The organism is Pseudomonas sp. LY-1, from assembly GCF_053502595.1.
Window position 1 is genome coordinate 2162744 of sequence record NZ_CP094353.1, and the last position, 24696, is coordinate 2187439.

Annotated in this window: 28 protein-coding genes; 22 read left to right on the forward strand and 6 right to left on the reverse strand. The window is 61.0% G+C overall.

Going from position 1 to position 24696, the window contains the following annotated elements; genetic code table 11:
• The first annotated feature begins 285 nt into the window (after positions 1-285).
• On the forward strand, positions 286-1494 hold the full coding sequence (locus tag MOQ67_RS09920; RefSeq protein ID WP_026140339.1) for an ammonium transporter: 1209 nt from the start codon (positions 286-288) through the stop codon (positions 1492-1494).
• On the opposite strand, the gene MOQ67_RS09925 is transcribed toward MOQ67_RS09920, so the two are convergent.
• Positions 1481-3211, reverse strand: a complete 1731-nt coding sequence (locus tag MOQ67_RS09925) for a cation:proton antiporter (protein ID WP_198717432.1) — start codon at positions 3209-3211, stop codon at positions 1481-1483. The genes MOQ67_RS09920 and MOQ67_RS09925 overlap by 14 nt on opposite strands.
• Before the next feature lie 152 nt (positions 3212-3363).
• Between MOQ67_RS09925 and MOQ67_RS09930 the strand changes: the two genes are divergently transcribed.
• The 3 genes from MOQ67_RS09930 to MOQ67_RS09940 all read left to right on the forward strand — a co-directional run bounded on the left by MOQ67_RS09930 (position 3364) and on the right by MOQ67_RS09940 (position 4972).
• A complete protein-coding gene (locus tag MOQ67_RS09930; RefSeq protein WP_017849426.1) occupies positions 3364-3600 on the forward strand; it encodes a glutaredoxin family protein in 237 nt (78 codons plus the stop codon).
• Between the two features lie 74 nt (positions 3601-3674).
• A complete protein-coding gene (locus MOQ67_RS09935; protein WP_017529348.1) occupies positions 3675-4010 on the forward strand; it encodes a hypothetical protein in 336 nt (111 codons plus the stop codon).
• A 71-nt stretch (positions 4011-4081) separates the two neighbouring features.
• Positions 4082-4972, forward strand: coding sequence for a pseudouridine synthase (locus MOQ67_RS09940; RefSeq protein ID WP_198717433.1), 891 nt, complete (start codon positions 4082-4084; stop codon positions 4970-4972).
• Between the two features lie 54 nt (positions 4973-5026).
• On the opposite strand, the gene MOQ67_RS09945 is transcribed toward MOQ67_RS09940, so the two are convergent.
• Together MOQ67_RS09945 and mobA are read right to left on the reverse strand one after the other, a co-directional pair.
• Positions 5027-5248, reverse strand: a complete 222-nt coding sequence (locus MOQ67_RS09945; RefSeq protein ID WP_017849428.1) for a YgdI/YgdR family lipoprotein — start codon at positions 5246-5248, stop codon at positions 5027-5029.
• A 79-nt stretch (positions 5249-5327) separates the two neighbouring features.
• Positions 5328-5930 (reverse strand): molybdenum cofactor guanylyltransferase MobA, encoded by a 603-nt coding sequence (mobA, locus tag MOQ67_RS09950; RefSeq protein WP_102617966.1) that lies wholly within the window; start codon positions 5928-5930, stop codon positions 5328-5330.
• 76 nt (positions 5931-6006) lie between these two features.
• Here mobA and moaB point away from each other — a divergent pair, with 76 nt between their 5' ends.
• Together moaB and MOQ67_RS09960 are read left to right on the forward strand one after the other, a co-directional pair.
• A complete protein-coding gene (moaB, locus tag MOQ67_RS09955; protein ID WP_017849430.1) occupies positions 6007-6546 on the forward strand; it encodes a molybdenum cofactor biosynthesis protein B in 540 nt (179 codons plus the stop codon).
• Complete coding sequence (locus MOQ67_RS09960; protein WP_193039853.1) at positions 6530-7756, forward strand: molybdopterin molybdotransferase MoeA; 1227 nt, start codon at positions 6530-6532, stop codon at positions 7754-7756. Before moaB ends, MOQ67_RS09960 begins: the two co-directional genes overlap by 17 nt.
• 67 nt (positions 7757-7823) lie before the next feature.
• Here the strand turns inward: MOQ67_RS09960 and MOQ67_RS09965 are convergent, their stop codons facing one another.
• On the reverse strand, positions 7824-8153 hold the full coding sequence (locus MOQ67_RS09965; protein WP_079443165.1) for an EscU/YscU/HrcU family type III secretion system export apparatus switch protein: 330 nt from the start codon (positions 8151-8153) through the stop codon (positions 7824-7826).
• Positions 8150-9733: a flagellar hook-length control protein FliK gene (fliK, locus tag MOQ67_RS09970; protein WP_198717434.1), complete on the reverse strand. Its 1584-nt coding sequence runs from the start codon at positions 9731-9733 to the stop codon at positions 8150-8152. The genes MOQ67_RS09965 and fliK overlap by 4 nt, the downstream gene beginning before the upstream one ends.
• Before the next feature lie 200 nt (positions 9734-9933).
• On the opposite strand from fliK, the gene ccmA reads away from it, so the two are divergent.
• The 14 genes from ccmA (at position 9934) to phnN (ending at position 20639) form a co-directional block, all read left to right on the forward strand.
• Complete coding sequence (ccmA, locus tag MOQ67_RS09975; RefSeq protein WP_017849434.1) at positions 9934-10569, forward strand: cytochrome c biogenesis heme-transporting ATPase CcmA; 636 nt, start codon at positions 9934-9936, stop codon at positions 10567-10569.
• Positions 10566-11234, forward strand: a complete 669-nt coding sequence (ccmB, locus tag MOQ67_RS09980; protein WP_017849435.1) for a heme exporter protein CcmB — start codon at positions 10566-10568, stop codon at positions 11232-11234. Before ccmA ends, ccmB begins: the two co-directional genes overlap by 4 nt.
• A 90-nt stretch (positions 11235-11324) precedes the next feature.
• Positions 11325-12080: a heme ABC transporter permease gene (locus tag MOQ67_RS09985; RefSeq protein WP_126585907.1), complete on the forward strand. Its 756-nt coding sequence runs from the start codon at positions 11325-11327 to the stop codon at positions 12078-12080.
• Complete coding sequence (ccmD, locus tag MOQ67_RS09990; protein WP_017849437.1) at positions 12077-12253, forward strand: heme exporter protein CcmD; 177 nt, start codon at positions 12077-12079, stop codon at positions 12251-12253. The genes MOQ67_RS09985 and ccmD overlap by 4 nt, the downstream gene beginning before the upstream one ends.
• On the forward strand, positions 12250-12705 hold the full coding sequence (gene ccmE / locus MOQ67_RS09995; RefSeq protein WP_017849438.1) for a cytochrome c maturation protein CcmE: 456 nt from the start codon (positions 12250-12252) through the stop codon (positions 12703-12705). The genes ccmD and ccmE overlap by 4 nt, the downstream gene beginning before the upstream one ends.
• A gap of 3 nt (positions 12706-12708) precedes the next feature.
• Positions 12709-14697: a heme lyase CcmF/NrfE family subunit gene (locus MOQ67_RS10000; RefSeq protein WP_017849439.1), complete on the forward strand. Its 1989-nt coding sequence runs from the start codon at positions 12709-12711 to the stop codon at positions 14695-14697.
• Positions 14694-15230 (forward strand): DsbE family thiol:disulfide interchange protein, encoded by a 537-nt coding sequence (locus MOQ67_RS10005; RefSeq protein ID WP_017849440.1) that lies wholly within the window; start codon positions 14694-14696, stop codon positions 15228-15230. The genes MOQ67_RS10000 and MOQ67_RS10005 overlap by 4 nt, the downstream gene beginning before the upstream one ends.
• Complete coding sequence (locus MOQ67_RS10010; RefSeq protein WP_017849441.1) at positions 15227-15700, forward strand: cytochrome c-type biogenesis protein; 474 nt, start codon at positions 15227-15229, stop codon at positions 15698-15700. The genes MOQ67_RS10005 and MOQ67_RS10010 overlap by 4 nt, the downstream gene beginning before the upstream one ends.
• Complete coding sequence (gene ccmI, locus MOQ67_RS10015; protein ID WP_057003715.1) at positions 15693-16877, forward strand: c-type cytochrome biogenesis protein CcmI; 1185 nt, start codon at positions 15693-15695, stop codon at positions 16875-16877. Before MOQ67_RS10010 ends, ccmI begins: the two co-directional genes overlap by 8 nt.
• Before the next feature lie 15 nt (positions 16878-16892).
• Positions 16893-17288 (forward strand): hypothetical protein, encoded by a 396-nt coding sequence (locus MOQ67_RS10020; protein ID WP_017849443.1) that lies wholly within the window; start codon positions 16893-16895, stop codon positions 17286-17288.
• Between the two features lie 1009 nt (positions 17289-18297).
• Positions 18298-19110 (forward strand): iron-containing redox enzyme family protein, encoded by an 813-nt coding sequence (locus tag MOQ67_RS10025; protein ID WP_046384217.1) that lies wholly within the window; start codon positions 18298-18300, stop codon positions 19108-19110.
• 32 nt (positions 19111-19142) lie between these two features.
• Positions 19143-19310, forward strand: a complete 168-nt coding sequence (locus MOQ67_RS10030) for a rubredoxin (RefSeq protein WP_017849446.1) — start codon at positions 19143-19145, stop codon at positions 19308-19310.
• Positions 19311-19907, forward strand: coding sequence for a LysE family translocator (locus MOQ67_RS10035; RefSeq protein WP_017849447.1), 597 nt, complete (start codon positions 19311-19313; stop codon positions 19905-19907).
• A gap of 168 nt (positions 19908-20075) precedes the next feature.
• Positions 20076-20639, forward strand: a complete 564-nt coding sequence (gene phnN / locus MOQ67_RS10040) for a phosphonate metabolism protein/1,5-bisphosphokinase (PRPP-forming) PhnN (protein WP_017849448.1) — start codon at positions 20076-20078, stop codon at positions 20637-20639.
• Here the strand turns inward: phnN and MOQ67_RS10045 are convergent.
• On the reverse strand, positions 20628-21509 hold the full coding sequence (locus MOQ67_RS10045; RefSeq protein ID WP_046486399.1) for a LysR family transcriptional regulator: 882 nt from the start codon (positions 21507-21509) through the stop codon (positions 20628-20630). The genes phnN and MOQ67_RS10045 overlap by 12 nt on opposite strands.
• A 183-nt stretch (positions 21510-21692) precedes the next feature.
• On the opposite strand from MOQ67_RS10045, the gene MOQ67_RS10050 reads away from it, so the two are divergent.
• Positions 21693-22673: an IS5-like element IS1384 family transposase gene (locus MOQ67_RS10050; RefSeq protein WP_010466230.1), complete on the forward strand. Its 981-nt coding sequence runs from the start codon at positions 21693-21695 to the stop codon at positions 22671-22673.
• A gap of 491 nt (positions 22674-23164) precedes the next feature.
• Positions 23165-24673 carry a M10 family metallopeptidase C-terminal domain-containing protein gene (locus MOQ67_RS10055; protein ID WP_226940710.1) on the forward strand — a complete coding sequence of 503 codons (1509 nt, stop codon included), beginning with the start codon at positions 23165-23167 and terminating at the stop codon, positions 24671-24673.
• The last annotated feature ends 23 nt before the right edge of the window (positions 24674-24696 follow it).

A 24696-nucleotide genomic window follows, 5' to 3' on the forward strand; every position in this document is an offset into this window, starting at 1 on the left:
TTCATTGCAAATGACTGGTACAGCTTTTGCTTTGCCTTGGTGCGCAGGCCCCTGGGTCTGCGCTGAATCTGGGCGGTTGGGCCGCAAACCGGTGAAAACCTTACCCTATATAACTGAAACTCGCGGAAAAACCCTGTCGGGAATGGCCGGTTGTGCTGATCGCTGCGCTAAAGCGGTTCACGCCCTCAGAAGAGGGGCGGAGCCGGTGGTACCAATTTAGTGCGCGAAGCGCCGGTTTGAACCGCTTTGGTGCTTTTTGCCTTTATCGCAGGCCTGCCAACCTCCATGGAAAATCTGCAAAGCGCAGTGGACACCCTCGTCCACAGCTCCAACACCCTGTTCATTCTGATCGGTGCGGTCATGGTTTTGGCCATGCACGCCGGTTTTGCCTTCCTCGAAGTCGGCACCGTGCGTCAGAAGAACCAAGTCAACGCCCTGTCGAAAATCCTCAGTGACTTCGCGATCTCCACCCTGGCCTATTTCTTTATAGGCTATTGGATCTCTTATGGCGTGAGCTTCATGCAACCGGCGGCAGTGATCAGTGCCGATCACGGCTATGGTCTGGTGAAGTTCTTCTTCCTGCTGACCTTTGCCGCGGCGATTCCGGCGATCATTTCCGGGGGCATTGCCGAGCGTGCACGATTTGTTCCGCAACTGTGCGCTACCGCGTTGATCGTGGCGTTTATCTACCCGTTTTTCGAAGGCATGGTGTGGAACGGCAATTTCGGCGTGCAGGCCTGGTTGCTCGCGACCTTCGGTGCCAGCTTCCATGACTTCGCCGGTTCCGTGGTGGTGCATGCCATGGGCGGCTGGCTGGCGTTGGCGGCGGTGCTGTTGCTCGGGCCGCGCAACGGGCGTTATCGCGAAGGGCGCCTGGTCGCGTTTGCGCCGTCGAGCATCCCGTTCCTGGCGCTGGGCTCGTGGATTCTGATTGTCGGCTGGTTCGGCTTTAACGTGATGAGCGCACAAACCCTGAACGGCGTCAGCGGCCTGGTGGCGGTCAACTCGCTGATGGCCATGGTCGGCGGTACGGTTGCGGCGCTGGTGATTGGCCGCAATGACCCCGGCTTCCTGCACAACGGCCCGCTGGCCGGGCTGGTGGCGATTTGTGCCGGTTCCGACCTGATGCATCCGGTGGGCGCATTGGTCACGGGGGTTGTCGCCGGTGGCTTGTTTGTGTGGTGCTTCATTGCCGCCCAGGATCGCTGGAAGATCGACGATGTGCTGGGTGTCTGGCCGTTGCATGGCCTGTGTGGCGTGTGGGGTGGCATTGCCTGCGGCATCTTCGGCCAGACCGCCCTTGGCGGGTTGGGCGGGGTCAGCCTGATCAGCCAATTGATCGGCACCGCGTTGGGTGTGCTGGTGGCGTTTGCCGGCGGCCTGCTGGTGTATGGCGTGATCAAGCGCGTACACGGGCTGCGCCTGAGCCAGGAAGAGGAGTACTACGGCGCGGACCTGTCGATCCACAAGATCGGTGCGATCAGTCAGGATTGATCGGCGCCTCTTCGTCAGGGGCCGCCCGCGGGTAGAAGCCGTGCAGCAGACGGTAGCGGTTATGCCGCACCTCATCGACCCGCGCTTGCACCTGCTGGTCCGGCAGGCCCAGCAGGATCAGGGCGTGGGAGGCGAGCATCAGGCTCGACTCCAGCAGCTCGGGCACCACTTCGCTGGCGCCCGCGGCTTTCAGTTCGGCTAATTGGCTGTCGTCGCGGGTGCGTACCAGGATCGGTACGTCGGCGTTGATCCGGCGGGCTTCCTTCAGCACCAGCAGGGCGACTTCGGTGTTATCCACGGCGATCACCACCAGCCGCGCCCGCTCCAGGCCGACCGCGCTGAGCAGGGCGCCACGGCGGCAGTCGCCGTAATGCACGCTGTTGTCTTCGGTGGCGGCTTCCTGCACCCGTTCCGGGTTGTCATCCAGGGCGATAAACGCCTGTTTTTCGTGGTGCAGAAAGCGCCCGATGGATTGCCCGACGCGGCCATAGCCGCAGATCACCGCATGGTCGCGTAACTCGGCGTTGAGCGCGGTGATGGCTTCGAGTTGCACCTGCTGGTTGGGTTTGCGGTGCAGGCGCAGGGCAATGCCCGGTGCCGCGCGCAGCAAAAGCGGGGTCAGCAGCATCGAGCAGAAGGTGGCGGCCAGCAGCAAGCCGTTGAACTCATCCGGAATCAGCCGGCTCTGTTGCATCTGCGCCATCAGCGCAAAACAGAACTCGCCGCCCTGGGCCAGGGCCAGGCCGCTGCGCCAGGCGGTTTCGCGGTCGCTGCCGCGCAGTTTGACCAGCGCCGCGACCACGCAGCCCTTGGTCAGCATCAGCGTGAAGGTCAGGCCGAGGATCAGCAGGCTGTGGCTGATGAACAGTTGCAGGTCGATGAGCATGCCGATGCTGACGAAAAACAGCCCCAGCAGAATGTCGCGAAACGGCCGGATATCCGCCTCGATCTGATGCCGGTAATGGCTTTCCCCCAGCAGCATGCCGGCCAGGAACGCACCAAGCGCCGGGGAGAGGCCCAGCAAGTGAGTGAGCCAGGCGGTCAGCAACACGATCACCAGCGCCAGCAGCACAAACAGCTCGGCCGAATGGGAGGCGGCGACTTCATGGAACAGACGCGGCAATAACCAGCGGCTGGCGAGCAACAGGCCGACGAACAACAACAATGTCTTGGCCAGCGTCAACGGCAGTGCCCAGTACCAGGCCTGCTCGCTGCCATCGGCGAACACCGGCACCAGGGTCAGCAGCAACACCGCCACTACATCCTGGAACAGCAGCACGCCAATCGCGTTCTGGCCGTGGCTGCTGAAGATTTCCCCGAGGCTGCTCAGCTCTTTGCTGACAATGGCCGTGGACGACAACGCCAGCCCCGCACCGAGCATCAAGGCGATGTTCGGCGACACGCCAAAGGCCATCAACAGGCCTCCCAGCAGCAACCCGCAGCCCAGCACTTGCAAGCTGCCCAGGCCAAATACCACGTGGCGCAGGGCGAACATCTTGCTCAGGGAGAACTCCAGGCCAAGGGAAAACAGCAGGAATACCACGCCCAGCTCGGCGAGGTCGGGCAGGTTTTCGCTGTCATTCACCCAGTCGAGGGCGGTCGGCCCCACGGCCAGGCCCACGCACAGGTAGCCCAGCACGGGCGGCAATTGCAGCCGGCGAAACAGCGCAATCACCACCAGGGATGAGGCCAGAATGATCAGCAGGTTGGCGAACACAAGCATCTCCGTTGCAGGGCGAGCGGACAAAAAGCCGCGAGAATCGCTGAATCAGTTATAGGCCATGGTGATCTGGGTCAGGGTTTATCGGCTCGCCAGCGCTATAGAGTCGGCCTAAAATGGGCGCCTATTCCTGATCAGGTCCTGTCGTCATGCCTCCTGAATGCCAGTTGTTCACTACGTTGGGTTGCCATCTGTGTGAGCTCGCCGAAGCAGAAATCATGCCGTTGGTCGAACATGGGTTGCTGGTTGAGCTGGTGGATATCGCCGATTCCGAAGCCTTGTTTGAAGCCTATGGCCTAACGATTCCGGTGCTGCGCCGGGTGGATACCGGGGCTGAACTGGGTTGGCCGTTCGACACGGAGCAGGTGGTGGCCTTCCTATTCTAGCGCTTGGGCGATGGCAGCTTTCTCAATATTGGGTTACTGTATGTTTGTACAGCGATTGAATAGAGGGAACGCCCGTGGTGAATGTTGAACAACTGAAAAGCAGCGTTAATCGCATGTCCGCCGACGTTGTGCGCGATGCGGTGAACGAGCTGCGCCTCGACGGCCTAGTCACGGAAGGCAAGACGCCGTTTAACAAAGTGCATTTCAATACCTGCTTTGCCGAGATCGAAGCGCTGTTCCAGCGCGCCGGTTATCACAAGCAGTTGGATGTGGTGGGTTACCAGGGCTTGCTGTACGCGCTGTATGATCCGGGCCGTTGGGAAGCGGTGGACGTGCTGCGCTGGCTCAAGGAATTTACCGAGGCCGCCAGTGCTTCGCCGATTCTGCGGGCGCAATTGGCCAAGGCCTGAGATCCGCCCTAGGCTCAATCCCGCTCCATGCGGGATAATGCCGGCCTGTTTCCCAGGCTTCGAGCATCTGCATGTCCACTTCCGGTTTTTCCGCGTCCCAGCATCAAGCCAGCACCTTGTACTTGCCGCCTGGCCCTTGGGCGACGGTGCTCGACTGCCTGTGCGAGCATTTCCCGGCGATCGGCCGCGCGCAGTGGCTGGACCGCATCACCCGTGGCCGGGTGCTGGATCTGCAGGGTAGCCCGATCCGCCTGGACCTGGCCTACAAGGAAGGCTTGTGCATCTACTACTTCCGCGAAGTGCCGAACGAAAAAGTCATCCCGGTGCAGGAAACCATCCTGTACGCCGACGAACACCTGGTGGTGGCGGACAAACCACACTTTCTGCCCGTCACCCCGGCGGGTGAGTATGTCGAGCAAACCCTGTTGCGCCGCCTGATCCGCCACCTGGACAACCCGTCCCTGGTGCCCCTGCACCGCATCGACCGGCATACGGCGGGGCTGGTGCTGTTCTCGGCCAACCCGCAAAGCCGCTCGGCCTATCAGCAGTTGTTTCCCACGCGTCAAATCGACAAGTTCTACGAGGCCATCGCCCCGGCCTTGCCGAACCTGACCTTCCCGCTGGTCCACAAAAGCCGTCTGGTGGATGGCGAGCCGTTCTTTCGCATGCAGGAAGGGCCAGGCGCCAGCAACACCGAAACGGCCGTGGAAGTGCGCGAAACCCACGGCGACTTATGGCGCTATGGGCTGTTCCCTGTGACCGGCAAGAAGCACCAGTTGCGTGTACACATGACGGCGCTCGGCGCGAGCATCTGCAATGACCCGTTCTACCCCGAAGTGATCAAGGATGCCGTGGACGACTACGCCAATCCCTTGAAGCTGCTCGCCCAGGGGGTGCGTTTTATCGATCCGGTCACGGGTGCAGAACGCAGTTTCCGCAGCCAGATCACGCTCGACTGGTAACCGCAGAAACGACAAGGCCCGCGCGAGGCGGGCCTTGTATGCAAGCGTTGCGGCTTACAGGTCTTTAACGGTACGCACTTGATCCTTGTTGATGCGGGTGCGCTTGCCGTCAAGCTGTTCGAATTCGTAGAAACCCGTATCTTCATTGTATTTCGGGGTATCGACAGCCTGGATTTCGCGACCGTCATTCAGGGTGATCACTGTTGGCGAGGCGCAACCGGCAAGGGTAGCGAGGCCCAGTGCAAGCATGAAAGCGGCGATGGTCCGTTGAGTCATGAGTGTGTCTCCAAGAGAATTCTTTTTGATTGCTGACTGTGTGACGCGTGGCGCGTCGACAAAGTTCCTTGTGTGGGGGTCATTCTGACACGCCAGGCCTGGTGTGTAACAGCGCAGGCGTGTTCAGGTTGGCCAGGCGCGGATCATCCGCCGGGCATTCCAGCCCGATGCCCCCCAACTGCAGGAAGATCTTGCGCGGGCTGCGCTCACCGGCTTGCCAGGCCTGTTCTACCGCGCTTTGCAGGTGGGTGGGGATGATGCAGATCAACGGTTCCCAGAATTCACCGTGGCGCACCATCACCGGCAGCCGCGGATTGCGCTGCGCCGTCTTGCGCAGGTCGGCGAGCAGTCGAGCGTCAAGATGCGGCACATCGCACGGCAAAATCAGTAAGTGCTCATGGCGGGCGGCGTTCAAGCCTGCGCGGATACCGGCCAGCGGCCCGGGGAAATCCGTACTGTCGTCACTCACCAACTGGTCGGCATACGGCGTGTAGCGGTCCGGGTTGCGGTTGCACGAGATGATCAGGTCGTCGGTCAGTGGGCGCACCAAGTGGTGCAAGTGCGCGATCAATGGTTGGCCCTGCCATTCCAGCAAGCCTTTGTCTTGTCCGCCCATGCGTTGGCCGCGGCCACCGGCCAACAGCAGAATCGAACAGGGCAGAGGCGAAGAATCGTCGGGCATGGGGGTTCCGCAGCGGCAGGTAAATAGGGGCCTGTGATATAACATCGGGCTGTTCCTTCGACAACCGGACCGTGCCATGAAAGCCAAGGCAGATGCGCCCTTTGTACCCCTGAATATCGCTGTATTGACGGTCAGCGACACCCGCACCCTGGACACCGACACCTCGGGCCAGGTTTTCGTCGACCGCCTGATCGCCGCCGGCCACCTCCTGGCCGAGCGCGTGCTGCTCAAGGACGACCTCTACAAGATTCGCGCGCAGGTGGCCCACTGGATCGCCGAAGACGTGGTGCAGGTCGTGCTGATCACCGGTGGCACCGGCTTCACCGGCCGCGACAGCACGCCCGAAGCGGTGAGCTGCCTGCTGGACAAACAGGTCGATGGCTTTGGCGAGCTGTTCCGCCAGATCTCCGTGGCCGACATCGGCACCTCCACCGTGCAATCCCGCGCCCTGGCCGGCCTGGCGAACGGCACCCTGGTGTGCTGCCTGCCGGGTTCGACCAACGCCGTGCGTACCGGTTGGGACGGCATCCTCGCCGAGCAACTGGATAACCGTCACCGCCCCTGCAACTTCGTACCGCACCTGAAGCAGGCCGAACCCTGTGAATCCCGTGGATAAGCCGGGCAAGACCGGCGCCTTGATGCCGGTGGAAGAAGCCCTGCAACGCTTGCTCGAGATGGCCGAGGCCGCGCCGATTCGCGAGCAGCAGGTATTGCCCCTGGCCGCGGGTGATGGCCGCGTACTGGCGCAGGATTTGATCTCCACCCTAGATCTGCCGCCGTGGCCCAACAGCGCCATGGACGGTTATGCCGTGCGCCTGGCGGACTGGACGGGCGAACCGTTGGCGGTGAGCCAGCGCATCTTCGCCGGTCAGGCCCCCGCGCCATTGGCTGCCGGCACCTGCGCACGCATCTTCACCGGGGCGCCCGTGCCGCAAGGCGCGGACTGCGTGGAAATGCAGGAAAACGCCGTGGTCCACGCCGACGCGCGTGTGAGTTTTACCGAGCCGTTGCATATCGGTCAGAACATTCGCCCGCAAGGGCAGGAAACCACCGTCGGCGAAGTGGTGCTGACCGCGGGCACGCGCTTGGGGCCGATCGAACTCGGCCTGGCTGCGTCCCTCGGTCTTGACCAATTGGCCGTGGTGCGCCGCGTGCGGGTCGCGGTGCTGTCCACCGGCGATGAGTTGATCGAGCCCGGCCTGCCCCTCGGCCCAGGGGAGATCTACAACAGCAACCGTCGCGTGCTGTGTAGTTGGCTGGAGCGCCTGGGATGCGAAGTGATCGATGCGGGCATTCTTCCCGATGACCTGGACCAGACGCGCACGTGTCTGGCGGGCCTGGGCGCGGTTGACTTGATTCTGTCGACCGGCGGTGTGTCGGTGGGCGAGGCGGATTTTCTCGGCATTGCCCTGCGTGAAGAAGGCGAGCTGGCCTTGTGGAAGCTCGCGATCAAACCGGGCAAGCCGCTGACCTTCGGCCATTTCCGTGGCGTGCCGGTGATCGGCCTGCCGGGCAATCCGGCGTCGACGCTGGTGACGTTTGCCCTGTTGGCACGCCCCTATCTGCTGCGCCGCCAAGGTGTGGCGGAGGTCGAGCCGCTGCGGTTCGAGGTGCCGGCGGGGTTCGTCTGGCCCAAACCGGGCAACCGCCGCGAATATTTGCGCGGGCGCATCGAGCAGGGCAAGGCGGTCATCTATCGCAACCAGAGCTCCGGCGTGCTGCGCAGCGCGGCGTGGGCGCAAGGGTTGGTGGAGGTGCTGGAAGGGACGACGCTGGCGATGGGCGACCGGGTGAATTTCATTCCCCTGAGCGAAGTCCTGAACTGAAGCCGATCTGAATGTGGGAGGGGGCAAGTCCCCTCCCACATTTGGATTGTTGTTTGTCTGGGGCTACTCAGTAGTCGTCGCCACGCTCGGTGACATCGCGCTCGACCGGCGCGGCGTGCGGGTCGTACCCCGCCGGAAACTTGCCCTTCAGCGTCCAGGCAAACGCAATGATCTCGGCGATCGTGCGGTACAACTCTTCCGGGATACTGTCGCCCAGTTCCATGCGCGCCAGCAGCTTCACCAGCTCGGCGTTTTCATAGATGGGCACTTCGTTTTCCCGCGCCAGCTTGAGGATCGCTTCGGCCAGGGCATCGTCGCCCTTGGCGGTCAGGGTCGGCGCTTGTTGGCCGTCATACTTGAGGGCGATGGCCTGGCGCGGTGGGTTGGCGTTGTTCATGCGGTTTCGTCCACCCAGCGTTGCTCCAATCCGGTTTTCGGCCCGCGTGGCGGCGTGCCGAGGTGGCAGTCGAGGTCGCCGACATTGATGCCCGACGTCACCAGGCGCTCGCGCAAACTGCCCAAGTGACTTTCGATCAAACTGGCGGTGAACGGTCGCGTCGCCCACAACTGGCTCGACAGTTTGCCCTGCGACAACTGCGCCTGGACCTGCAACGGCCCCAGCGGCTCCATGTCGAAGGCCAGTTCCACGCGCCAGAGCATCTGCTTGGGGTCTTTTTTGTCCTTGCGTTCAGGCTGGTCCTTGTCCTGCGCGGGCTCTTCGCGCTGGAACTTGACCTGCAGCGGCACGATGTCCTGCAGGGTCCGCATGGGGATTTCCAGCTGCCAGGTGGTTTGCAGGCGGCCGTCGGCGGTGGTGCCGGTCTGTTCCAGGCTCGACAGCTGATGGCTCTGTAACCGCGAGATGGCCCCGGCGGCCAGGCGCAGCAGGTTTTCCAGGTCGCCTTCGCCTTCCAGGCGTTGCATCAGCCGCTCCGGCAATGGAAAACCGGCGGGTGCCTGGCGGGCGCTGATCTGCCCGAGGGTGTTTAGCGGGCTGCGCACGAAGTTGGGCAGTATCTGGGCCAGGGTGTTGGCGGCGAGGATGGCAGTGAGGTTGGTGCTGACGGGCAGGGCGGGCAGCAGATCGGCGACCAGGCGCAACAGCGCGCCTTTCATATCCAGCGGTGGAATTTGCGGGTTTTGCCCGGCCAGCAACTTGGCTTCAAGAAACGCGCCGCTGTTCTGGATGACTTGCGCCAGCACCTTGGGATTGCTGACCTGTGCCAGGTCGGGCAATGCCGCGAGCAGCCGCGTGGCGGCCGAGCGCAGTTCGATGGACGTACTGTCGTCCTGGGGCAGGCGTTGCAACGCGGTGAACACCGCATCCAACGAGCCCTGACGACTTTGCTGGGTGGCGAGTTGCTGGGTCACGGCCAGTTGATCCTTGAGCCCGCTCAAGGGCACAAAGTTCAGGGTCTGCGTGTCCTGTACCACGGCGCTGAGCAGGCTGCCGACGCGTAGCGGTTGCGGGCTTTCCAGGGTCAGGGTCGTGCCGGCCAGGGCGCTGTTGAGGACTGTCACCAACGAACGGTAGATCGTCGGTTGCGTGGTGCCTTGGGGCAGCGCTTGGCTGGTCAGGACTTTGGCTTGCAGCAAGGTGCCCGCCGGCATTTGTGTGGTGTCGATGCGGGTGAGGGCGGCGACGTTGGCGCTCAAGGCCTGCTGCAGGCTGAGGGTCAGGTTACCGGCGGACGTCTGGCTCACCGCCACATTGCTGCCCAGCGGCAAGGGTTGCGGGCTGCTGGCCTGCACCAGCGTCTGGCGGCCACCGTCGAGGGTCAATTTGAGCAGCAACTGAAAGGCTTCGCCGCCTTGTTTAAGTGCGATGACTTCGGCGTTCGCGGTTTTTCCCGGGTCGATCAAGCCGATCTGCGGCTCCAGCAGTTTCAGCAACTCACCGGTTGCTGGCGCCGGCGCAGGGGCCGGCCCGGCTGTCGGGGCAGGAGAAAGCGTAGGAAGGTTGATCTCACCGGTCATCGTGCGTGTCGTCTCAGGGGAAATAGCCCTCTTTAGCGTAGGGCATCGCATGTATAATGCGGCCCGTCTGCCATGAGAGCGGTAAAAACCTCACAACTATTTGATCCAGCTCTCTAAAATCGGTCGCCAAAGCCGTTATTGTGCTCCTTTCTATAACGGCCGCAGCACCGCCGACTTGAACCGTAAAGGCCCGCGATCTTTTGACCAGCCCTCTTCTTGAAGCCGTAGCGCTTGCCTGTGAACGCGACCTGCGCCTGCTGTTCGAGCACCTCGACCTGCGTCTGGCGGGCGGTGACATGGTGCAGATCAGCGGGCCTAACGGCAGCGGCAAGACCAGCCTCCTGCGTTTGCTGGCCGGGTTGATGCAGCCCACGGCGGGCGAAGTGCGGCTCAACGGCAAGCCCCTGAACGAACAACGCACCGAGCTGGCCCGCAACCTCACCTGGATCGGCCACGCCGCCGGGATCAAAGACGTGCTCAGCGCCGAGGAAAACCTCAGTTGGCTCAGCGCCCTGCATCATCCGGCCAGCCGCGAGGCGATCTGGCAGGCACTCGCCGCCGTCGGCCTCAAGGGCTTCGAAGATGTGCCCTGCCACACCTTGTCGGCCGGCCAGCAGCGCCGTGTGGCCCTGGCGCGCCTGTATCTGCCCGGCCCGCCGCTGTGGATTCTCGACGAACCCTTCACCGCCCTCGACAAACAAGGTGTCGCCCAGTTGGAAGAACATCTGGCGCGGCATTGTGAGCAGGGCGGCCTCGTCGTGCTGACGACGCACCACAGCCTGACGCGCCTGCCCGCCGGTTACCGCGAGCTGGACCTGGGGCGGTGGTCGGTATGAGTGTGTTCGCGCTGTTGGTGGCCCGCGAGGCGCGGCTGTTGTGCCGGCGCCCGGCCGAACTGGCCAATCCGCTGGTGTTCTTTGCGATTGTCATCGCGTTGTTCCCGCTGGCGGTCGGCCCCGAGACTAAACTGTTGCAAACCTTGTCTCCGGGACTGGTGTGGGTGGCGGCCCTTTTGTCCGTGTTGCTCTCGCTGGACGGGCTGTTTCGCAGTGATTTCGAGGACGGTTCCCTGGAACAGTGGGTCCTTTCGTCGCACCCCCTGCCACTTCTGGTATTGGCCAAGGTACTGGCACACTGGGCGTTTTCCGGCCTGGCGCTGGTGTTGCTCTCGCCGTTGCTGGCAATGATGCTAGGGTTGCCCAGTGAATGCCTGCCGGTATTGCTCATGTCCTTGTTGCTCGGCACGCCGGCGCTCAGCCTGTTGGGAGCGGTGGGCGCGGCGCTGACGGTGGGTTTGAAACGCGGCGGCCTGCTGCTGGCCTTGTTGATTCTGCCTTTGTATATCCCGGTGTTGATCCTCGGCAGCGGCGCTTTGCAAGCCGCGCTCATGGGCATGCCGGCGACCGGTTACCTCCTGTGGCTTGGCAGCCTGACCGCCCTGGCGGTAACCCTGACACCCTTTGCCATAGCCGCCGGCCTGAAGATCAGCGTCGGCGAATAATGAAGTCGGGTTACGCGTAACCCGTTCTTCAACATAAGAAAGACCCTACGCTTCTTGCAAACACAAGACGCAACCGTGATGGAAACAGCAATGAACTGGACCTGGTTTCACAAGCTCGGCTCGCCCAAATGGTTTTACAGCATCAGCGGCAAGCTGCTGCCGTGGTTGAGCATCGCCGCCGTAGTGCTGATCGGCCTCGGCCTGGTCTGGGGCCTGGCCTTCGCGCCGCCGGATTACCAGCAGGGCAACAGCTTTCGCATCATCTATATCCACGTGCCTACCGCAATGCTGGCCCAGTCCTGCTACGTGATGCTGGCGGTGTGCGGCATCGTCGGCCTGGTGTGGAAGATGAAACTCGCGGACGTCGCCCTGCAATGCGCCGCGCCCATCGGTGCGTGGATGACCGCCGTGTCGCTGGTCACCGGCGCGATCTGGGGCAAACCCACCTGGGGCTCGTGGTGGGTGTGGGATGCGCGACTAACGTCCATGTTGATCCTGCTGTTTCTGTACTTCGGTCTGATTGCCCTGGGCAACGCGATCAGCAATCGTGACAGTGCCGCCAAGGCCTGTGCGGTGCTGGCGATTGTCGGTGTGATCAACATCCCGATCATCAAATACTCGGTGGAGTGGTGGAACACCCTGCACCAGGGCGCCACCTTCACCCTCACCGAAAAACCGGCGATGCCCGTGGAAATGTGGGCGCCGCTGTTGCTGATGGTGCTGGGGTTCTACTGCTTCTTCGGCGCTGTGCTGCTGATGCGGATGCGCCTTGAAGTGCTCAAGCGCGAAGCCCGCGCCAGTTGGGTCAAGGCCGAAGTGCAGAGCAGCCTGGGAGCGCGTGGATGAGTTTTGCTTCTTTCAGTGATTTTCTCGCCATGGGCCACCATGGCCTGTATGTCTGGACGGCCTACGGCATCTGCCTGGCGGTACTGGCCCTCAACGTTGCCGTGCCGATCCTGGCCCGCAAGCGTTACCTGCAACAAGAGGCGCGTCGTCTGCGCCGGGAGACCGAAAAGTGAATCCGCTGCGTAGAAAGCGTCTGTTGATCATCCTTGCCATTCTGGCCGGCGTCGGTATTGCCGTGGGCCTGGCGATGAGCGCCCTGCGGGAGAACATCAACCTGTTCTACACCCCAACCCAGATCGCCAACGGCGAAGCACCGCTGGACACGCGCATCCGCGCCGGCGGCATGGTGGAGAAGGGCTCGTTGAAACGCTCCGGCGATTCTCTCGACGTCACCTTCGTGGTCACCGACTTCAACAAGGCCGTGACCATTACGTATCGCGGCATCCTCCCGGACCTGTTCCGCGAAGGCCAGGGCATCGTCGCCCTGGGCAAACTGAATGCCGATGGCGTGGTGGTGGCCGATGAAGTACTGGCCAAGCACGATGAGAAATACATGCCGCCGGAAGTCACCAAAGCGTTGAAAGACAGCGGCCAAACCGCTCCAACTCCAGCCAAGGAGGGCTAAGTGATGACGTCCGCACTGTTTATTCCGGAGCTGGGCCATTTGGCGATGATCCTCGCCCTGTGCTTCGCCATCGTCCAGGCCGTGGTGCCGTTGCTCGGCGCGTGGCGCGGCGACCGCCTGTGGATGAGCCTGGCGCAGCCGGCCGCCTGGGGTCAGTTTGCCTTCCTGGTGTTCGCGTTCGGTTGCCTGACCTATGCCTTTATGACCGACGATTTTTCCGTCGCCTATGTGGCCAGCAACTCCAACAGCGCCTTGCCCTGGTATTACAAGTTCAGCGCCGTGTGGGGCGCCCACGAAGGTTCGCTGCTGTTGTGGGCCCTGATCCTCGGCGGTTGGACCTTCGCCGTGTCGATCTTCTCCCGGCAACTGCCGCAAGTCATGCTGGCCAGGGTGCTGGCAGTGATGGGCATGATCAGCGTCGGCTTCCTGCTGTTCCTGATCATGACGTCCAACCCGTTCAGCCGCATCTTGCCGCAGATTCCGGTGGACGGGCATGACCTCAACCCGCTGCTGCAGGACATCGGCCTGATCGTCCACCCGCCGATGCTCTACATGGGCTACGTGGGTTTCTCCGTGGCCTTCGCCTTCGCCATCGCCGCGTTGCTCGGCGGGCGCCTCGATGCGGCCTGGGCGCGCTGGTCGCGGCCATGGACCATCGTCGCCTGGGCCTTCCTCGGCATCGGGATCACCCTGGGTTCGTGGTGGGCCTATTACGAGCTCGGCTGGGGCGGCTGGTGGTTCTGGGACCCTGTGGAAAACGCGTCCTTCATGCCATGGCTGGTGGGTACGGCGCTGATTCACTCGCTGGCCGTCACGGAAAAACGCGGTGTGTTCAAGAGTTGGACAGTGTTGCTGGCCATCGCGGCGTTTTCCCTCAGCCTGCTCGGCACTTTCCTCGTGCGTTCGGGCGTGCTGACTTCGGTTCACGCGTTTGCGTCCGACCCTGCCCGCGGTGTGTTCATCCTGATGTTCCTGCTGTGTGTGGTCGGCGGTTCCCTGACCCTGTTTGCCCTGCGCGCGCCGGTGGTCAAGAGCCAGGTCGGCTTCAACCTGTGGTCGCGGGAAACCCTGTTGCTGGGCAACAACCTCGTGCTGGTGGTGGCCGCGTCGATGATCCTGCTCGGCACCCTGTACCCGCTGGTGCTGGATGCGCTGACCGGCGCCAAACTGTCGGTCGGCCCGCCGTATTTCAACGCCTTGTTCATTCCGTTGATGGGCTTGTTGATGGTGGTAATGGCCGTCGGCGTGCTGGTGCGCTGGAAAGACACCCCGGTGAAATGGCTGGTGGGCATGCTGACCCCGGTGCTGCTGGGCAGCGCCGCCTTGGCCGTGATCGCCGGTATCGCTTATGGCGATTTCAACTGGGCGGTCCTCGCCACGTTCATGCTCGCCGCCTGGGTATTGCTGGCCGGCATGCGCGACATCGTCGACAAGACCCGCCACAAAGGCCTGATCAAAGGCCTGCCCACCCTGACCCGCAGCTATTGGGGCATGCAGATTGCGCACATCGGCATCGCCGTGTGTGCCCTCGGCGTGGTGCTCTCCAGCCAGAACAGCGCCGAGCGTGACCTGCGCCTGGCCCCCGGCGAGTCCATGGACCTGGCCGGTTACCACTTCATCTTCGAAGGCGCCAAGCACTTCGAAGGGCCGAACTTCACGTCCGACAAAGGCACCGTGCGCGTAGTCCGCAACGGTAAGGAAGTCGCCGTGCTGCACCCGGAAAAACGCTTGTACACCGTGCAGAGTTCGATGATGACCGAAGCCGGGATCGACGGCGGTTTCACCCGTGACCTTTACGTCGCCCTGGGTGAACCGCTGGGCGAAGGTGCCTGGGCGGTGCGCGTGCATGTCAAACCGTTCGTGCGCTGGATCTGGTTCGGCGGTTTGCTCACCGGTCTGGGTGGTGTGCTCGCGGCGCTGGACCGGCGCTATCGGGTCAAGGTCAAGAGCCGGGTGCGTGAAGCCCTGGGCCTGCAAGGAGCGGCGGTATGAAGCGTTGGTTGATGGTCGTGCCGCTGGCATTGTTTCTGCTGGTGGCGGTGTTCCTGTATCGCGGGTTGTACCTGGACCCGGCCGAGTTGCCCTCGGCCATGATCGGCAAGCCGTTCCCGGCGTTTTCCCTGCCGACGGTGCAGGGCGACAAGACCCTGACCCAGGCCGATTTGCTGGGCAAACCGGCGCTGGTCAACGTGTGGGGCACCTGGTGCATTTCCTGCCGCGTAGAACACCCGGTGCTGAACAAACTCGCCGAGAACGGCGTGGTGATCTACGGCATCAACTACAAGGACGACAATGCGGCGGCCTTGAAGTGGCTGGCGGAATTCCACAACCCGTACCAGTTGGATATCCGCGATGAAGACGGCAACCTGGGGTTGAATCTCGGCGTCTACGGCGCCCCGGAAACCTTCTTTATCGATGCCAAGGGCGTGATCCGCGACAAGTATGTCGGCGTGATCGATGAAGTGGTCTGGCGCGAACAACTGGCCGCCAAGTATCAGGCCCTGGTCGACGAGGCCAAGCCATGAAGCGCTGGTTAGCTGCTGCCGTATTGGCCCTGGGCCTGGCGGGCGTGGCCCACGCCGCCATCGACACCTACGAATTCGCCAACGACGCCGAGCGTGAGCGTTTTCGCGAACTGACCAAGGAACTGCGCTGCCCCAAGTGCCAGAACCAGGACATCGCTGACTCCAACGCGCCCATCGCCGCCGACCTGCGCAAAGAGATCTTCCGCATGTTGGGGGAGGGCAAGGACAACCAGCAGATCATCGACTTCATGGTCGACCGCTACGGCGATTTCGTGCGCTACAAACCGGCCCTCACCGGCAAGACCGCACTGCTCTGGTTCGGCCCCGCCGGGCTGCTGCTGGCTGGCATGGTGGTGATGGTGGTGATCGTCCGCCGTCGCCGCGCCGCCCCTACCGATGGTTCCGACGCGCTATCCCCCGACGAGCGCCAACGCCTCGACCAATTGCTGGACACCAAGACTGATGATTGATTTCTGGCTCGCAGCCGGTTTGCTGCTTCTGATTGCCCTGAGTTTCCTGTTGATCCCTGTGTTGCGCGGCCGTCGTGCCCAGCGCGAAGAGGATCGCACCGCGCTGAACGTGGCGCTGTATCAAGAACGCGTGGCCGAACTGCAAACCCAGCAGGACGAAGGCGTGCTCAACGCCACGCAACTCGACACCGGCCGTGCCGAAGCCGCGCGCGAATTGCTGGCCGACACCGAAGGCATGGAAAAGCCCCGCGAATCGCGCCTGGGCAAACCGCTGCCGTTGCTCGCAGCGGTTTTGGTGCCCGTGCTGGGCATTGGCTTGTACCTGCACTTCGGTGCCAGCGACAAGGTCGAACTGACCCGCGAATTCTCCCAGCCACCGGTGTCCATGGAAGACATGACCCACCGCCTGGAGCGCGCCGCCGCCGCCCAGCCGGATTCGGCAGAAGGCTTGTACTTCCTCGGTCGCGCCTACATGGCCCAGGACCGCTCCGCCGATGCCGCCAAGGTCTTCGAGCGCACCGTGGCCCTGGCCGGGCGCCAGCCGGAGCTGTTGGGCCAGTGGGCCCAGGCCCAGTACTTCGCCGACAACAAGCAGTGGTCGCCCAAGGTCCAGGCCCTGACCGACGAAGCCCTCAAGCTCGACCCGCGAGAAGTCACCAGCCTCGGTCTGCTTGGCATCGCGGCCTTTGAAGGCCAGCGCTACCAGGAGGCGATCGATTACTGGAGCCGCCTGCTGGCGCAACTGCCGCCCGAAGACAACTCCCGCGTCGCCCTGCAAGGCGGGATCGACCGCGCGGCAGAGCGGCTGAAAGCGAGCGGTGGCACCGTCGCCCAAAAAGCCGTGATGAAAGTGCGCGTGGACCTCTCCGCCGACATCAAGGCCAAGGCCCTGCCAAGCGACAGCGTGTTCATCTTCGCTCGCGCTGTCTCCGGCCCGCCGGCGCCGCTGGCGGCCAAGCGTGTGACCGTCGCTGACCTGCCGGTCACCGTCGAACTGGGCGATGCCGACGCAATGATGCCGCAGTTGAAACTGTCCAACTTCCCTGAAGTCCAACTGGTTGCGCGCATATCCCGGGCCGGTCAACCGACCACTGGCGAGTGGATCGGCCGCAGCCAACCCCTGGCCAGCACCACCACTGCGCTGCAGCAGCTGACCATCGACAGTCCGGACAAGTAATTCGAGGAAACGCCTATGACCGCCCTTGCACGCATCACCCTGCTCAGCCTGGTATTGGGCTTGAGCGCTTGTGCGGTCCACCGCCCACCTCCGGCACCCACCGGCCCGACCATTCCCCCATCGGGCCCCTCGACCAAGCCAGCCACCAGGCCCTCCAGCCCGGTCACCGCACCCGCGAAAGCGCCACCGAGCAAGTCGCCGACCTTCGCCCCGCCACCCGGCGCGGCCAGCCACTGGGACGGCAAGATGCAGGTGTATGTGCTGGAAGACCAGCCCGACACCTTCTACCGCCAGCGCACCTACTACCGCTGGAGCAACGGCTGGAGCCGCTCCATCAGCCCGGACGGGCCGTGGGAAGAGACCGACGTGCATGGCGTACCGCCAGGGTTGAGCAAGCAGTACGCGCAGTGACAGAAGGCGACCTTTGGGTCGCCTTTTTCATGCCTGCAGTGTGGTCCTTCAAGCGCTGGAGATCCAATGCCTGGGCCGGACTTGTCCGAGATAGAGGTCTGTCAGATAAAAATGATTTCCGAACTCAGCGCCATGAGTCCGTCATAGGCTGATGGCGTCATTCGGCGGATCTTCATCCTTACTCTCAACAAGTGCCGTTCGATAAAAGATTGTGCTGTCTTCGCACTTTCCACACGGACTGCCGCCATTCGCCCCTAGACGGACAGTTTGGGTGAAAAAATCGGCTCGACACCTACAAGCGGCTGACGCGGCGTTGCTGCTTTCTTCGCCTTGTAGGACGGACCCTGTAGCGAGCAGGTAGGTATGAATGCCACCTCTGCGGACACGTACTTGGTGACCAGGGAATTGAGTTTCAGGCAAGGCGAAAACTACTGCGATGGCATGGCGGAAAACCGAGCCTGTACTGCTGAAGGGCTGGGTCACATTGATTTCGTGATACTCGCACTTGAACTCCGCAGGATGGCGATCTGCGACACGCCCGCAATATCCGTATTGATTGAGACGGCGTCTGGTCAGCGAGCCGAGGAGGCCTGCGCGCCACAGTACGCCTACCGTAAAGGTAGGGCGAGATGAGCGAGGGGTAACTGCAAACCTGTAATTATGCTGTCCGGTAGCTCATAAGTTGAAGTTTGAAATTGCCCGTCAGGGGATGGTTGATGCGGTGTTGGGGATGTAACTCCATTAAATGAGAGGTTTCACTCAATAAAAAAGGAAGTTTCTATGTGTTGCCTACTTTTGTTGGAGTAGGAAGGAGGTTTTTTTAAACTTGGCGGTTGGCTCATAGTTGGTTCGTAGCGGATGGCAAGGCTCTAAGTCGCATGTTTCATAGGTTTGTTGGAAATAATTGATTTGTGGATTGACATGTGTGGCGTGATGCTAATAATTTTGTGTGCAATGCCTTTTTAAAGGCGGGTTGAAATTCATTTGTTATAAAAACAAGGATAATTATATGAGTGTTCAGAATCCGATCGGCGCGGGATCAAATGAAAGATCTACTCGTGGTGAAATATATAAAGTGTGCGAGGCTGGTTATAATGAAATCGCAAATGCGATAGTGCGGCACTCTGCCCTGCGTGAGCTTGAGTCGTTTGGGAAAATTATTTCCGATAAGCCACTAAGTCATCCAGAAAGGGCTCTATTTTTTGCAACTATTTGGGCTTTCTTCAAGGATGTTCCGGCTGGAATCGTCGCATTGGCTGCGCGCGTTACGGATGAATGGATTAAAGAAGATATGTGGCACGGCACGGCTAAAGCCGCGCATATTCTTTACGCATCCGTGGATGAATACGGTCTACATCAACATAGCAAGCATATGTTGCCAACCCATCATCAAATGTTCAAACAACTGACCACTCACCTGGGACTTTCCGATGCTGAGCTGTTCAATCCTCACTACATTCTTCCTGAGGGCACCGCCATGGGTAATAATACCCATCGAATGTACCGTTCTGAGTTTTTAGGTGAGGCATTGGGTTTTCATTTGGCGTCAGAAATGACTTCCTCACGAGAGTTTCAGTTTTTCCTGAAAGGATTTCAAAAATATGCCGGCGAATATGGTCTGGTCGACGAAGATGACCCCGTTTTGGCATTCTTTGCGATTCATTGTGAGGTTGAACCTATGCATGTCGCGACCGGGCGCGAAATCATGATTTCGTACTTGGAGAAAAATCCAACTATTGCCCCGCATGCAATGCGCGGGGCGATGGCATTTATGGATGGGTTCGAGCAAATGTTTGCCGCTTTGAATCGGCGGCTGGCCTGAAAATCGAACATCTGATAGTGAAGGACATTATTATGAGTCGGTCTTATGAGTGCCAGATTTGCCACTACGTTTATTCAGAGTCTTCAGGCGAGGCTCTAGTCGATATAGAACCCGGCACGACTTGGGATGAGATTGGGGAGGCGTTTCAATGCCCGCACTGCCAAGCGAAGAAAAAGCTGTTTATTGAGGTTCTGAGTTAGATGCAGGGTTTTCTGAGTTCGATGGTATTCGCCACAATGCTTTCCATAGGTTTTGGACCGATAGCCTTGATCATCCTGAGGCAGTCCATCGCCTGTGGCTTTCGCGGCGCACTACCTGGGGCTCTAGGTGCGGCAGTTGCAGATGCGGTTTTTGCGGCTGTCGCATTTTATGGTTTGCAGACAATCAAGGAATTTTGGCTAGCCAACAACCGTCTGTTGACCTGGGTGGCAATTGCTTACCTGTTTTATCTGGGGGGCATTACATTTGCAAAACATACAGCTGTGGCACAAGTAAAAACGACAGCAGGATTTATCCCGGTCTTTTTACTGACGCTAATGAACCCACTCACTATCGTAGCGATCTCCTCCTATGTGATTGCCAGCGGCACGCTGTTTGAGGGGCTCGGGCTCTACCTGAGTCTGGCGGGTTTTCTGGTGGGTTCATTTTTAGGCCAGATATTATATGCGCTGGGTGGCAGCCTCATCAGGACTGCGCTGATCGATAATCCTGATCTTGATGTGATCAATCGCATCAGCGGTGGATTATTGATTGGCTTTGCGGTGTGGCAATGCGCGCGCGTTTTGTCTGGAGGCTGACCCTCTGCCTTCCGGGAAACCATGCACAGTTCCTGCACCCGAACATGAAAGCGCCTACGCGCACGCCTGACCGAGTGCGTAGCGTGTCGCAATCCGATACTGTGGCCGCCGCCGTGAAACGTAGTCGGTCATGCAACAAATCTGCAAACAAGCGAAGAGGGTGTATTGATGGCGGGCAGGTTGATCTATCTCATCGGGCCATCGGGTTCGGGCAAGGACAGCCTGTTGGACGCTGCACGACCACGTTTGGCCGAACGTGGCTGCCGCATTGTGCGTCGGGTGATTACCCGCTCGGCGGAAGCGGTGGGCGAGGCGGCACAGGGGGTGAGCGCCGAGCAGTTTGTCGCGATGCAAGCCGAAGGCGCGTTTGCGTTGAGTTGGCAGGCCAATGGGTTGTCCTATGGCATACCCACGGACATCGACGCGTGGCTGGCGGCGGGGGAGGATGTGCTGGTCAACGGCTCCCGTGCCCACCTGGCGCAGGCCCGCGAGCGTTACCCGGCGTTGCTGGTGGTGTTGCTGAGTGTCGATCAGGCGGCGCTGCGCCAGCGCTTGCTGGCGCGGGGGCGTGAGTCGGTGGCGGATATCGATGCGCGCCTGGCGCGTAATGCACGGTTTACGGCGCAGTTGCTGGCCGGCATGGGGGCGGGGTTGCTCGTGCTGGATAACTCCGGCCCGCTGGAGCATACGGTCGAGTGTTTGCTGCGCTACCTGGACCCGTCAGCGCGTTGACAACCGTTCCACATACTCCACAAACGCCCGCGCCTTGGCACTCGCCATTCGCCCTGTCGGAAACACGGCCCATAAGTCCCGCGCCGGCAAATGCCAGTCGGTCAACACCGGCTTCACCGCGCCACTGGCCAGTTCCGGCGCGAACATCCAGGCCGATGCCAGGGTCAGGCCCAAGTGGTTCAGCACAGCCGCGCGTACCCCTTCCGCCGCTGTGATGTGCAAGCGGCCATGGACGACGATCGGGTATTCGCGGGCGTCTCGGGTAAATGTCCAGCGCGCGCCCTCGCCCTGGGTGTAGATGACCGCCTGGTGTCGCAGCAGATCGGCTGGCGTGGCGGGTTCGCCGAAGCGTTCGAAGTAGGCCGGGGTGCCCAGGATATGGCAGGGCGACGCCCCGATCTTGCGTGCGGTCAGCCCCGAATCGTTCTGGTTGCCCATGCGCAGGGCGACGTCGATGCCTTCTTCCACCAGGTTGAGGCTGTGGTCGTCGAGTACCACATCGATGTTCAACCCAGGGTACTGCTCCAGGAACGGCCCCAGGTGCGGAAGGATATGCAGGCTGGCGAAGGTCACGGCGGCGCTGATGCGCAAGTTACCCGACAGCCCGGCGCCCGCGCTGCGGGCAGCGTCGTCGGCCTCGTTGGCCTCATCGATGGCGCGCTTGGCTTTTTCGAAATACGCCAGGCCCGCTTCGGTCGGCGTCAGGCCTCTGGTTGAGCGCAGTACCAAGCGCACCGCCAGGCGCGCTTCCAACTGCGCGACGCTCTTCGACACCGCGGGCTGGCCGATGCCCAGGCGTTTGGCGGCGGCGGAGAACGAGCCGGTTTCGACAACGTGGACGAAGGTTTCCATGGCGGTCAGGCGGTCCATCGGGTGTCCCTTGCTTGTGATTGAGCGCATCGCGACGCAGTACGGCGCAAAGCCTACGGGGAATGGCTATGGCTTGTCACCCGCTCCCAGGCGGGGTTTATCGCCGTGAAGAAGCTTAAGGAAACTCTGAAAAAGACTTTCTGATTTGGCAAAATACCGCGACCCCACCCACCGAGTTTCCCGATGAAGCAGATGACCTTCGCCGACGCCGAGTACGCTGGCAAGCGCAAGCAAACCCGCAAGGAGTTGTTCCTGATCGAGATGGATCGGGTGGTGCCGTGGAAGGGCTTGATTGCTTTGATCGAGCCACATTATCCGAAAGGTGAAGGTGGCCGTCCGGCCTACCCGTTGATGGCGATGCTGCGTGTGCATCTGCTGCAGAACTGGTTCGGCTACAGCGATCCAGCGATGGAGGAAGCGCTGTACGAAACCACGATCCTGCGCCAGTTTGCCGGGCTGAACCTGGAGCGCATCCCCGACGAAACCACCATTCTCAACTTCCGCCGCTTGCTGGAGAAACACGAGCTGGCGGCCGGCATCCTCGCTGTCATCAATGGCTATCTGGGCGACCGCGGCCTGTCGCTGCGCCAGGGCACCATCGTCGATGCAACGCTGATCAATGCGCCCAGTTCGACCAAGAACAAGGACGGCAAGCGCGACCCGGAAATGCACCAGACCAAGAAGGGAAACCAGTATTATTTTGGCATGAAGGCCCACATCGGCGCCGATGACGAATCGGGTCTGGTGCACAGCGTAGTGGGCACGGCGGCCAATGTGGCGGATGTCACCCAGGTGGACAAATTGCTGCATGGCGACGAAAACGTGGTCTGCGCCGATGCAGGCTACACCGGTGTCGAAAAGCGGCCCGAGCATGAAGGACGTGAAGTTATCTGGCAGGTGGCGGCACGCCGCAGCACCTACAAAAAACTCGATAAGCGCAGCGTGCTGTACAAAGCCAAGCGCAAGATTGAAAAGGCCAAGGCTCAGGTGCGCGCCAAGGTCGAGCATCCGTTCCGGGTAATCAAGCGCCAGTTCGGTTACACCAAGGTGCGCTTTCGCGGCTTGGCCAAAAACACGGCGCAACTGGTGACACTGTTCGCTCTGTCGAACCTGTGGATGGCGCGCCGACATTTACTGACGAATGCAGGAGAGGTGCGCCTGTAATGCGGGAAATGGCCACCGGAGTGGGGTCCGGGTGGCGAAAACGTAAGAAATACTCGTCGAATTGATTGTTTTTTGATCATTTGGCGAGTTTAAAAGTTGCGCTAGGTGGTATGCCGGGGAAATACATGGCTACTTCAGACCATCCTTAAGTGGATATGTCTTTGTCTGGGGGGAATTGAAGTAAGCCAGTGACGGGTATTTATTTAGAATTTGTTTTTTTATTGTAAAAGCAACCCGGTATTGGTGAGTCGGTTGTGTGGTTGGATGTTTAAATTGCAAATAAAATCCTGGTTGTCTGACTGCATGTTACGCAGCGTGTGGTTGTTTCAGCTGAAACTAAAATAGTGTTGGTCCGCCATTTTTCACTGTGCGAGATTATCGGCGATAACGATGAGCCTGGTTTAACGCGGCTCGCGGTTATTGATACTTAATCTCCGGATCGATTCGATTCGGTGTTCTTGTGTATTCATTAATAATACGAGTGCCGCACAATGAATGGACCTGATCTGTTTTCTGTAACTTCCCGCATGGGGTTTCCGATATCGGACCCCGGCCCGTTTGGTGCCGGGGCCTCGAAGAAACCGTCGTTTACGACGGACCAGGCGGCCAAACAAATCACGCGGGAAAATCATCGTTTCCGTGACCGTAACGGCGATCAGAAGATCGACTTGCACTACACGGTCGACGCGAGTTTCACCGCCCAGCAGAAACAGCGCGTACACCAGGCAGTGCAAGCCTGGCAGGATGTGGCCAATATCAATTTCCGCGAGCAGTCAAACGGTACGGACGGAGCGCTCAGTATCCACAACAACCCTCGCGGCGACCGGGGGGTTGCCGACTTACCTCATGGTTCCACGAATCGGACAGCAGCCACGATCGGCACCCGGGGCGGGGCGGCTTCGCCTGCGCTGGGCAGTCACTTTTCGGTCACGGCTATTCATGAAATCGGTCACGCTATTGGCCTGCAACATCCGGGACGCTATAACGGCGACGGTGCCAACTACCAAAACGGCGCGGTCTACGCGCAGGACACCAAGGCACGCACCGTGATGAGTTACTGGTCGGAACGCCATCAATCCGGTCATGACTTCAGATCGCTCAATCCGTCTGCCCCGATGATGGACGATATCGCCGCGGCGCAACGCTTGTATGGCGCCAACCACCAGACCCGCAAGACCGACACCGTCTATGGCTTCAACTCCAATACCGAGCGCGAAGTGATGAGCCTTACCAGCGCCAGGGACAAACCGGTGTTCTGTGTGTGGGATGGTGGTGGTGTGGATACGCTGGATTTTTCCGGGTTTTCCCAGGATCAGAAGGTCGATCTGAATGCGGAGTCGTTCTCTGACGTGGGCGGCTTGAAGGGCAATGTGTCCGTCGCCAAGGGATGTGTTATTGAAAACGCGATCGGCGGTGCCGGTCGTGATGCCTTGATCGGCAATGATGCGGCCAACCGCCTAAAGGGCGGTGCCGGCGCCGACACGTTGAGGGGCGGCGGCGGCGCGGATACGTTTGTCTACGATAACGTCAGCGACTCCGCCGCACAGAGCCCCGACCTGATCGAGGACTTCACCAGCGGTACCGATAAGATCGACGTCTCGGGTGCGTTAAAAGCGGCAGGTGTGCGCGCCCTGGTGTTTACCGATCGGTTCAGCGGCCGCGCCGGTGAAGCGGTGCTCAAACACGATGCCAGTACGGGGGGGGCGAGCCTGGCCATTGATTTGAAGGGGACGGGCAACGCGGACATGGTGATCAACAGCAAGGGGCAGATCAAGCCTGGCGATGTACGGTGGGATGGGTCGCAGCCTGACGTTCAGTCTGTGCCGACGCCAGCCCCGACTCCGACTCCGGCTCCAACCCCGGCCCCAACCCCGCCGCCGGGTGAAACCCCAAACGGGCCGTCCGCACTGATCGAAATGCTTGCCAAGACACTGTCAGCGTTCGTGTTACAGCTGCTGCAGATTATCGCCCCGTCGTCCAGTGGCAGGCCGCGCTCGTAACCCCACCCACGATCCCGAGGCAT